We start from the raw sequence: 7,913 nt of genomic DNA, 5'->3' as shown, positions 1-7,913 counted from the left end.
TTGCACTCCGCTACTCCACTGGGTCACTCACAGGCGTCGCAATAATCGCCTTCAACTCAGTGGTCATCGGGAATTCCAGGTTCAAGCCCTTGGGCGGGATCGGCTGCTCAAACCAGCGCTGGTAAATGCCGTTGATCTCCCCCGAGCTGTACAGCCCGGCCAGGGTCTCGTTGACCACCGCGAGAAACTGCGGGTCGTCCTTGCGCACCATGCAGCTGTAGATTTCCCGCGACTGTTCTTCCCCGACCACCACCCACTTGTGCGGGTCCCTGGCCTTGGCGCGCTCGCCGTAGAGCAACGCGTCATCCATGTAGAACGCCGCCGCCCGGCCGGATTGCAGCATCTGGAAGGCTTCGCCGTGGTCCTTGGCGCTGATCACCGACATGTTCAGTTTGTGATCAACGTTGTAGCTCTTGAGGAACCGCTCGTTGGTGGTACCGGCGGTGGTTACCACGTTCTTGCCTTGCAGGTCGGCGAAGCTTTTGATGCCGCTGTCGTTGGCGGTCAGCAACTGGCCCTTCACGTAGATAAACCCGTAGGAAAACGCCACCTGCTTCTGCCGCTCGGCGGTCACGCCGGTGGAACCGCATTCCAGGTCCACGGTGCCGTTTTGCACCAGGGCTATGCGGGTCTGGGAAGTCACCAGGTTGTACTTCACGTTGAGCTTCGGCACACCGGTTTTCTGCTGGATACGCTCGACGATCTTGTTCGCCAGCTCCACCGAATAGCCCATGGGCTTGCCGCTGTGATCCCCCACATAGGAAAACGGCACCGAGGCATCGCGGTAGCCGAGGGTGATGCTCCTGGCGTTGGCGATCTTGCTCAGCGTGCCGTCCAAGGGGGCCTCGGTGGCATGGGCCTGAGCCCCCAACAACAGCCCCAGGGTGCAGCCGATCAACGTGATTTTTTGCATTGTTATTCTCCGTTGGTGGTTAAAGGTTCAGGTACGGCGCACCGCAATGACACTGATCTCGACCAGCACGTCCGGTCGTGCCAACTGCGCCTGCAACGTGGTGCGCGTCGGTGCCTGCCCCGGCGATAGCCAGGCGGACCAGACTTCATTCATCGGCGCAAAACCCTCCTGGATATTGTTCAGGTAGATGGTCGCATTCAGCAGATGATCCTTGTCGCTGCCGGCCTCGGCCAGCAGCGCATCAATCCTGGCCAGCACCTGTTCGGTCTGGGTCTTCACATCGCGGCCTTCGCCCGGCACCTGGCCGGACAAAAACACCAGGTCCTGAAACACCACGGCGCCAGACAAGCGGCTGTTGCTGTTGATTCGGGTGATGGTCATCGAAATATCCTCAAGCGGCACGGGGCGCGAAGCCCTGCATATCAATGGAAGTGGTGTGCCGGCCAATCAACTCGGCCAGTACCTGGCCGCTGCCGCAAGCCAGGGTAAACCCGAGGGCGCCGTGGCCGAGGTTAAGCCACAGGTTGCTGTAGGCGCTGGCACCAATCAACGGCACGCCGGTCGGCGTGGCCGGGCGCATGCCGGCCCATTCGACCGCGTGCTGGTAGTCACCGGCCAGCGGGAACGTCTCAAGTGCCTGACGTCTAATCAGCGCCAGGCGCTTGGGTTCCAGGCGGGTGTCGAAGCCGACAATATCCACCATCGCCGCCACCCGCAGTTGCTCACCGATGCGCGCGTAGACGATCTTGCGGTCGTAATCGGTGATGCTGATGTTCGGCGCCTGATGCTGCGCGCCAATCGGCACGCTCAGGCTGTAACCCTTGAGGGGATACAGCGGCAGTGACATACCCGGCAAGGCCAGCTCGGGGCTGCGGTGCCCGGCGGCCAGCACCAGGTGCTGCACCGGCAAGACTTCACTGCCCATTTCGATAGCCTGCACGGCGCCTGCGCTGTGACGAATCGCCGTCACCTTGCGCCCCATCAGGAACGTGCAGCGCCCCGACGCTTCAAGGCGCGCCGCCAGTTGTTGGCAGAACCCATGGCAGTCGCCGACCTCCTCATTGGGCGTATAGATGCCGCCGGCAAAACTGGCGCTGTCCAGGGTCGGTTCCAGCCGTGCGCAGTCCGCCGCCGAGAGCACTTGCTGTTGCAGCGGGTCGGTCACTTTATTCAAGGCGCGTTCATAGCTGTCGAGGCTGCGAAAGGTCACCAGCTTACCGTTGCGCCGCCAGTGGAAACCGCCCAGTTGGTCTTCTTCACGCCAGCGTTGCAGGGTGCCCTGGCTCAAGGACGCCAGGCGCAGCAGGTGGGCCGCATTGCGCTGGTTCACCGAGCCACGGCAGGCGCCCAGGAACGAGGCCATCCAGCGCCACTGCGCCGGGTCCATGCGCGGGCGCAGCTTCAGCGGCGAGTCACCGCGCAGCAGCCAGCCGATGGCTTGCAGCGGCACGCCCTTGTCGGCCAGCGGTGCGACATAGCGGTAGGACAACTGCCCGCCGTTGGCGAAGCTGGTCTCGCTGCCCAGGGTTTCCCGAGCTTCGACCACCGTCACCTGCATGCCGGCACGCACCAGCGCGTAGGCACTCGCCAGGCCGATAACCCCGCCGCCGATGATGCAAACCTGCTGAGCCATGTGCGTCCCTTAACCGTGCGATGTCAGGCTTGAAGGTTAGAGGCAGGTGACAGCGGCGGGACAATGAATAAAGATGGGTCACCCATAAACAAAGGTTATGGACTGCCCATGCGCTTGCGTCATATCGAAATCTTCCAGGCCATCCGCCAGACCGGTTCCATCAGCGCCGCCGCCCAGTTGCTGCATGTCTCGCAGCCGGCGGTGAGCAAGGTGCTGCAGCACGCCGAGTTGCAGTTGGGGTTCCCGCTGTTCCTGCGTATACGCGGCAAGCTGCAGCCAACCCCGGAAGCGCTGGCGCTGGAACGCGAAGTCGACAAGGTGACCGAAAGCCTGCAAGGCGTGCGGCGCCTGGCGCAGAACCTGCGCCGCGAGCCGGGCCAGAGCCTGCGTATCGGCGCCACACCCGCGCTGGCCTTGTCGTTGCTGCCGCCGGCCATCCGCGAATGGACCCAACGCTACCCGGACATCGCCTGCGAGCTCTCCAGCGCCCACAGCCGCGAGCTGGTGCAAAACCTGTTGATGCGTGAGGTCGACGTGGCGCTGACCCTGCAACCGCCCGATCACCCAGGGCTGAACGCCCAGCCGTTGGCCCACGGCGTGCTGGTGGCACTGGCGCCGCAGGGTTACTGGAAGGAAAACGAGCTAGGCAAACCGTTGCCGCTGATGGCCCTGGCGGGCGCGCCGTTGATTGGCCTGTCCAGCGCCGACCCGTTGTCGGCGAAGCTGGACAGCTACCTGGAAGCGGTCGATCCACCGCCACGGGTCAGCATCGCAGTACAGACCTATTCCCTGGCCAGGGCCATGGTCGAATCCGGCGCCGGGCTGGCGGTGATTGATCCGTTCACCGCCCTCGGCGCATCACCGGCCACTACTTGCATTCGCCCCCTTGCGCCGCCGCTGCCAATCACCTTGTACGCCCTGACCCGCGCCGACGAACCGCCGCCGCATATGCTGGCGAGCCTGTTGGAGATCTTCGGCAGCCGGGCCCATGAGCAATTGGACCGGCTATAACACGTACCCCATGATCGCCACGAAATGCAGCAGGCTGCCGCCAATCACGAACAAATGCCAGATCCCGTGGGAGTGCCGCAAGCGGTCCTCCAAGGCAAAGAAAATAATGCCCACGGTATACAGCACCCCGCCCGACGCCAGCCAGGCAAACCCGGTAGGCCCCAGCGCAGCAATCAGCGGCTTGACCGCCACCAGCACAATCCAGCCCATCACCGCATAGATCACGATCGACAAAATCCGCGCCTCGGAGCGTGGCTTGATCTCCTGCAGGATGCCGATCACCGCCAGCCCCCACACAATCCCGAACAGCGTCCAGCCCCACGGCCCGCGCAGCGTCACCAGGCAAAACGGCGTGTAGCTGCCGGCAATCAGCAGGTAGATCGAAAAGTGATCGACCTTCTGCATGATCGCTTTCTTGCGCCCGCGCACGCTGTGGTAAACGGTGGACGCGCTGTACAACACCAGCAATGTGAAACCGTAAATGGCCACGCTGACAATCTTCCAGGGGTTGCCGTCCATACTGGCCACCACCAACATCCATACCGCACCCACAAAAGCCGCAACCGCCCCGAGCAAGTGGCTCCAGGCGTTGAATCGTTCCCCGTGATACATGTGTCACTCACCTCGAATAACGGTTATCACCTCGACCATTCTGACGTCACCCACCCAATATCAGGTAACAACCTTTCTTCATTTGCCCAAATACACATGCCGATGGATGATTCGCTTCATCCTGTGGGAGCTGGCTTGCCGGCGATAGCGGTGTATCAGCAGCAGATGCATGTCTGACCCACCGCTATCGCCGGCAAGCCAGCTCCTACATAAAAGCCCCTCATCGGTAACGCCCATGCCCGACCTCGAACCTGCCCAGCCCCACCCGAGTCTGTGGCAGTTGTTTTACAACTTCGCCATGGTCGGCCTGTTTGGCTTCGGCGGCGTGATGCCCTGGGCGCGGCAGATGATGGTCGACCGCAGGCAGTGGGTCAGCGAACAAGGCTTCAACGAGCTGCTGACCACCGGCCAATTCTTTCCCGGGCCGAATATCGCCAACGTCGGCATCATCTACGGTCGGCGCCTGCACGGTTTGCCGGGTGCGGTTGTGACCGTGGTCGGCTTGTATCTGTTCCCCTCGCTGATCACCGTGCTGGCCGGCTTCGCCTATGCCAAATGGTGGAGCCATGACGTGGTGCAGCAGATCTTCGGCGCGGTGATGCCGATCGCCACCGGGCTGATGCTCGGCACCACCTTGCGCCTGCTCAAGGCCATGCCGCGAACCCTGGCGAATTACAGCGCGTTCGTCCTGACCTTCGTGTTGATGGCGGTGCTGGTGCTGCCGTTGTGGATGGTCCTGCTGATCTGCATTCCCAGCTCGTTGGCCTTGAGTTTCATGGGCAAGCAGAAGGTGGCTGGCTGATGCAGAGCGTGCTGTTTCACCTGATGATCCAATGCGCGCTGTGGTCGCTGATGGCGATTGGCGGCAACACCGTGGCCCTGAGCGATATCCACCGCTACACCGTCACCGACATGAACTGGATCACCGACGCCCAGTTCGTCGCCTTCTTCGCCTTGTCCCAGGCCTTGCCGGGGCCCAATGGCATGTTCCTGGTATTTATCGGCCAGCAAGCCGCCGGGTTGCCCGGCGCCCTGGTGGCCCTGACCGCCAAGCTGGTGCCCTGCTCGGTACTCACCTACCTCGGCGCCGGCTGGCTGGAAAAACACAGCAAAACCCCGTGGGTGCAGCGGGTCAAAGGCAGCCTGCTGCCGATCTCCATCGGGCTGATCCTGGCCGCCAGCTACATCCTGATGAACAGCCTGGAAAACAACGCCACCAGCCTGGTACTGACCCTGGCCAGCGCTGCCGTGGTGTATTACACAAGACTCAACGCGATCTGGCTGATCATCCTCGGCGTAGTGTTGGGCCTGTGCAGTGCATGGCTGGGAGTGAACTGGTTTTAGGGGCACAATCGACGGCATTCGAACAAGAGTCACGCCCATGCTGATCGACGAAGAGTTCACCCTCAAGAAGCTGGAAATTTTCCTGGCGTTCATGCGCACCGGCAACCTGGCGCGGGCGGCGGCTGAATTGCAGACCAGCAACGTCAGCGTGCACCGGGCGATCCACTCCCTGGAAAACGCCCTGCGCTGCCCGCTGTTCAAGCACGAAGGGCGTAACCTCACGCCGCTGGAAAGCGCCTATGTGCTGGAAGAGCGTGCGCAGAAGCTGGTGCAGGATGTGGTCGACAGCGTGCGGGTCACCCGCGAAGCCGCCGGTTTCTCCGCCGAGCGCTTCAAGCTGGGTTCGCTGTATTCGCTGACGGTGAAGACCGTGCCGCAGTTGATCATGGGGCTGAAGATTCGCCGCAGCGAACTCAACATCGACCTGATCCTCGGCTCCAATTTCGACTTGCTCTACAAGCTGAAGAACATGGAAGTCGATGCGATCCTGATCTCCCTCGACGAACACGCTAACGATCCGGACTGCGAGCAGATCGCGCTGTTTTCCGACGACATCTTCCTCGCCACCCCGGCCGATTCACCCTTCGACCGCGAACAGGAAATCGACCTGGCGGACGTGCGCGACGCCACCTTCATCACCCTCACCCAAGGCTTCGCCACCCATCAGGATGGCAACCGCGTATTCAAGCAGGCAGGGTTCGAGCCGAAGGTGGCGATGCAGGTCAACGACATCTTCACCCTGCTGAGCATGGTCAGTTCGGGCGTGGGTTATGCGCTGCTGCCGGGACGGATTGCGGCGGTGTACGAGAACCGGGTGAAGCTGATTCCCCTGCAACCGCGCTACCGTTTGCAGCAGCACATTGGCGTGGTGTTTCTGAAAGCCAAGGAACGCGACCCGAACCTGCTCGCGCTGTTGGCGGAGTGCCGGATGTATGCGAACCGCCAAACCTGACAATGATCCCCTGTGGCGAGGGAGCTTGCTCCCGCTCGGCTGCGCAGCAGTCGTAAAATCAGCGCCCGCGTTGTTTCAGGAAGAATGCATTGGGACCGCTTCGCGCTCCAGCGGAAGCAAGCTCCCTCGCCACAAAAGCGGTCGACACATCTCGGGTCAGCCGACAATCCCGCGCACGATGAAGTACAGCACCGACGGCCCCAGCAAACACCCAAGCCCGGTGTGAAAGGTGGCGGTCAGTGCGCCATACGGCACCAACCGCCGGTCCGTCGCTGCCAGGCCTGCCGTCACGCCGCTCACCGTACCGGCCAGGCCGCCAAACACCATCGCCGAGCGCGGGTTATCCAGGCCCATCCAGCGTGCCGCCATGGGCGTGCCCACCATCACCAGGATCGCCTTGATCAACCCAGTCGCGATGGACAGCGCCACCACATCCGAGCTTGCACCCAACGCCGCCCCGGTCACCGGCCCGACGATGTACGTCACCGCGCCCGCGCCGATGGTGGTCATGCTGATCGCATCACGATAACCAAACGCCCAGGCGATACTCGCGCCCACGATAAACGGCAGCACCGTGCCCAACAGCAAGGCAATCGCACCAATCAAGCCGGCCTTGCGCGCCTCGGTGGCCTGTACTTCAAACGCCGTGGCCACGATGGCAAAGTCCCGCAGCATGGCGCCGCCCATCAAGCCGATCCCGGAAAACAGCGCCACGTCCGCCAGGCCTTTCTGCCCGCCGGTCAAGGTGCCGCCCACCCAGGCCAGCACCAGCCCGATCACAATCGCGATGGCTGAGCCGTGGATGCGCCCGAAGGTCAGGCGCTTGGACAGCACCACCGAAATCCACATCACCACGCCGACAAATGCAAAGGCGGTGACCAAGCCGTTATTTGCCAGGCCTTTCTCGATGAGTTCCCACATATCAGCGACCTCCCGCGACAGGTGCAACCGCGATCAGCGGCTCTTCATCGGGCAACGGTTCGCCTTTGTGCGTACGGCTGATCAAAGCAATCGTGCAACCGCACACCACCACCGAACCAATCGCGGCCAGCACCGCCACCGGGCCGCCGTGCAGCGCGGTCACCACGTTCTGTTGCGCCGCCATCGCCACCACCACCGGGATGTACATGGCACCCCAGAAGCCGACACCCATCTCGCATTCCTTGGTCATGCCGCCGTGTTTGTGCATCCACAACCGTGCGCAGATCAGCAGGATCATCGCGATCCCCACCCCGCCCACGTTGGATTTGACTCCCAGCAACACGCCGAGCATGTCGCCCAGAATCACGCCGGCCAACATGCAGATCGCCAGCAACGCCACACCGTAAATAATCATGATGGTTGTCCTCAAAGTGCTTCATCGAAATTGTTGTTTTTGTGCTTCGAAAGCCTTGGGCGGCAATGCCGATCCGATAAAGATGAATACCGTACCTGTGGCGAGGGAGCTT

At 62.3% G+C, this 7,913-nt stretch carries 10 protein-coding genes; 4 read left to right on the top strand and 6 right to left on the bottom strand.

The window, feature by feature from the left end:
- Positions 1-10 precede the first annotated feature (10 nt).
- From HX873_RS12945 to HX873_RS12935, 3 genes are read right to left on the bottom strand one after another with little or no spacing between them, the layout of a single operon-like run.
- Positions 11-913 carry a transporter substrate-binding domain-containing protein gene (locus HX873_RS12945; RefSeq protein ID WP_177122755.1) on the bottom strand — a complete coding sequence of 301 codons (903 nt, stop codon included), beginning with the start codon at positions 911-913 and terminating at the stop codon, positions 11-13.
- Positions 914-940: 27 nt separating this feature from the next.
- The gene (locus HX873_RS12940) at positions 941-1,294 is read right to left on the bottom strand and encodes a RidA family protein (protein WP_087693233.1); all 354 of its coding nucleotides are present in this window, start codon (positions 1,292-1,294) and stop codon (positions 941-943) included.
- A 10-nt stretch (positions 1,295-1,304) separates the two neighbouring features.
- Positions 1,305-2,546, bottom strand: coding sequence for a D-amino acid dehydrogenase (locus HX873_RS12935; RefSeq protein WP_177122754.1), 1,242 nt, complete (start codon positions 2,544-2,546; stop codon positions 1,305-1,307).
- Between the two features lie 108 nt (positions 2,547-2,654).
- Between HX873_RS12935 and HX873_RS12930 the strand changes: the two genes are divergently transcribed.
- Complete coding sequence (locus tag HX873_RS12930; protein WP_177028010.1) at positions 2,655-3,557, top strand: LysR family transcriptional regulator; 903 nt, start codon at positions 2,655-2,657, stop codon at positions 3,555-3,557.
- On the opposite strand, the gene HX873_RS12925 is transcribed toward HX873_RS12930, so the two are convergent.
- Entirely contained in the window at positions 3,552-4,169 is a 618-nt protein-coding gene (locus HX873_RS12925) for a hemolysin III family protein (protein WP_003216828.1), read from the bottom strand. The genes HX873_RS12930 and HX873_RS12925 overlap by 6 nt on opposite strands.
- Positions 4,170-4,404: 235 nt before the next feature.
- On the opposite strand from HX873_RS12925, the gene HX873_RS12920 reads away from it, so the two are divergent.
- The 3 genes from HX873_RS12920 to HX873_RS12910 are packed head-to-tail and all read left to right on the top strand — an operon-like array spanning position 4,405 to position 6,465.
- Complete coding sequence (locus HX873_RS12920; protein WP_003216826.1) at positions 4,405-4,971, top strand: chromate transporter; 567 nt, start codon at positions 4,405-4,407, stop codon at positions 4,969-4,971.
- Positions 4,971-5,513 (top strand): chromate transporter, encoded by a 543-nt coding sequence (locus HX873_RS12915; RefSeq protein WP_134327458.1) that lies wholly within the window; start codon positions 4,971-4,973, stop codon positions 5,511-5,513. Before HX873_RS12920 ends, HX873_RS12915 begins: the two co-directional genes overlap by 1 nt.
- Before the next feature lie 37 nt (positions 5,514-5,550).
- Positions 5,551-6,465 (top strand): LysR substrate-binding domain-containing protein, encoded by a 915-nt coding sequence (locus HX873_RS12910; protein WP_003216822.1) that lies wholly within the window; start codon positions 5,551-5,553, stop codon positions 6,463-6,465.
- Between the two features lie 156 nt (positions 6,466-6,621).
- Here the strand turns inward: HX873_RS12910 and madM are convergent, their stop codons facing one another.
- Positions 6,622-7,386 carry a malonate transporter subunit MadM gene (gene madM / locus HX873_RS12905; protein ID WP_003216820.1) on the bottom strand — a complete coding sequence of 255 codons (765 nt, stop codon included), beginning with the start codon at positions 7,384-7,386 and terminating at the stop codon, positions 6,622-6,624.
- A 1-nt stretch (position 7,387) separates the two neighbouring features.
- Positions 7,388-7,801 carry a malonate transporter subunit MadL gene (gene madL / locus HX873_RS12900; RefSeq protein WP_102604131.1) on the bottom strand — a complete coding sequence of 138 codons (414 nt, stop codon included), beginning with the start codon at positions 7,799-7,801 and terminating at the stop codon, positions 7,388-7,390.
- Positions 7,802-7,913: the final 112 nt, after the last annotated feature.

The organism is Pseudomonas sp. P7758 (assembly GCF_013386485.1).
In the GTDB taxonomy this organism is placed as follows: domain Bacteria; phylum Pseudomonadota; class Gammaproteobacteria; order Pseudomonadales; family Pseudomonadaceae; genus Aquipseudomonas.
The sequence above is the reverse complement of the archived record's forward strand: the minus strand, read 5'-3'. Positions and strand labels throughout refer to the sequence as shown.

Excerpts from the sequence above, each read along its gene's own strand:
- HX873_RS12945 (WP_177122755.1), bottom strand. The coding sequence starts at position 913 with ATGCAAAAAATCACGTTGATCGGCTGCACCCTGGGGCTGTTGTTGGGG.
- HX873_RS12920 (WP_003216826.1), top strand. The coding sequence starts at position 4,405 with ATGCCCGACCTCGAACCTGCCCAGCCCCACCCGAGTCTGTGGCAGTTG.
- HX873_RS12935 (WP_177122754.1), bottom strand. The coding sequence starts at position 2,546 with ATGGCTCAGCAGGTTTGCATCATCGGCGGCGGGGTTATCGGCCTGGCG.
- HX873_RS12915 (WP_134327458.1), top strand. The coding sequence starts at position 4,971 with ATGCAGAGCGTGCTGTTTCACCTGATGATCCAATGCGCGCTGTGGTCG.
- madM (WP_003216820.1), bottom strand. The coding sequence starts at position 7,386 with ATGTGGGAACTCATCGAGAAAGGCCTGGCAAATAACGGCTTGGTCACC.
- HX873_RS12910 (WP_003216822.1), top strand. The coding sequence starts at position 5,551 with ATGCTGATCGACGAAGAGTTCACCCTCAAGAAGCTGGAAATTTTCCTG.
- HX873_RS12940 (WP_087693233.1), bottom strand. The coding sequence starts at position 1,294 with ATGACCATCACCCGAATCAACAGCAACAGCCGCTTGTCTGGCGCCGTG.
- HX873_RS12930 (WP_177028010.1), top strand. The coding sequence starts at position 2,655 with ATGCGCTTGCGTCATATCGAAATCTTCCAGGCCATCCGCCAGACCGGT.
- madL (WP_102604131.1), bottom strand. The coding sequence starts at position 7,801 with ATGATTATTTACGGTGTGGCGTTGCTGGCGATCTGCATGTTGGCCGGC.
- HX873_RS12925 (WP_003216828.1), bottom strand. The coding sequence starts at position 4,169 with ATGTATCACGGGGAACGATTCAACGCCTGGAGCCACTTGCTCGGGGCG.